Below are 1,034 nucleotides of genomic sequence, written 5' to 3' on the forward strand. Positions count from 1 at the left end.
GGGAGCGGTGGGTGCCGGACGGCAGCCGCTGGTCAGACGAGGTCGGCCTTCTCCAGGGCGGTGCAGCAGGTGTCGACCATGAGGCGGGTGACGGTGTAGGGGTCGACGTTGGCGTTGGGGCGCCGGTCCTCGATGTAGCCCTTCTTGTCGACCTCGACCTGCCAGGGGATGCGGACGGAGGCGCCGCGGTCGGAGACGCCGTAGCTGTACTCGCTCCACGGGGCGGTCTCGTGGGCGCCGGTCAGGCGGGCCTCGACGCCGGCGCCGTAGTTGCGGATGTGCTCGGCGGGCTTGTCGTCGCGGCCCAGGGACTCGGCGGCCTCGATGATCGCGTCGTAGCCCTCGCGCATGGCCTTGGTGGAGAAGTTGGTGTGGGCGCCGGCGCCGTTCCAGTCGCCCTTGGCGGGCTTGGGGTCCAGCGTCGCGGAGATCCCGAAGTCCTCGGCGGTGCGGTAGAGCAGCCAGCGCGCGACCCACAGCTGGTCGGCGACCTGGAGCGGGGACAGCGGGCCGACCTGGAACTCCCACTGGCCGGGCATGACCTCGGCGTTGATGCCGGAGATGCCCAGGCCCGCGGCCAGGCAGTTGTCCAGGTGGGCCTCGACGACCTCGCGGCCGTGGATCTCGTCCGCGCCGACGCCGCAGTAGTAGCCGCCCTGCGGGGCCGGGTAACCGCCCTCGGGGAAGCCGAGCGGGCGGCCGCCCTGGAAGAACGTGTACTCCTGCTCGATGCCGAACAGCGGCTCCTGCGCGGCGAACCGCTCGGCGACCGGGCGCAGCAGCGCGCGGGTGTTGGACTCGTGCGGCGTGCCGTCGATGTTGAACACCTCGCACAGCACCAGCAGGTTGCCCTCGCCGCGGATCGGGTCCGGGTACTCGGCCACCGGCTTCAGCACCCGGTCCGAGCTGTGGCCCACGGCCTGGTTCGTGCTCGACCCGTCGAAGCCCCAGACACCCGGCGCCTCGCCGTCGGCCAGGATCTTGGTCTTCGAGCGCAGCTTCGCGGTCGGCTCGGTACCGTCGATCCAGATGTA

1 protein-coding gene is annotated in these 1,034 nt (G+C 71.6%); it reads right to left on the bottom strand.

The window, feature by feature from the left end:
• Positions 1-32: 32 nt before the first annotated feature.
• A partial coding sequence (gene glnII, locus ACIP64_RS41500) for a glutamine synthetase (protein ID WP_401598078.1) occupies positions 33-1,034 on the bottom strand: 1,002 nt, incomplete at its 5' end.

Origin of the sequence: Streptomyces sp. NPDC088733 (assembly GCF_044751185.1) — a bacterium.
Taxonomy (GTDB): Bacteria; Actinomycetota; Actinomycetes; order Streptomycetales; family Streptomycetaceae; genus Actinacidiphila.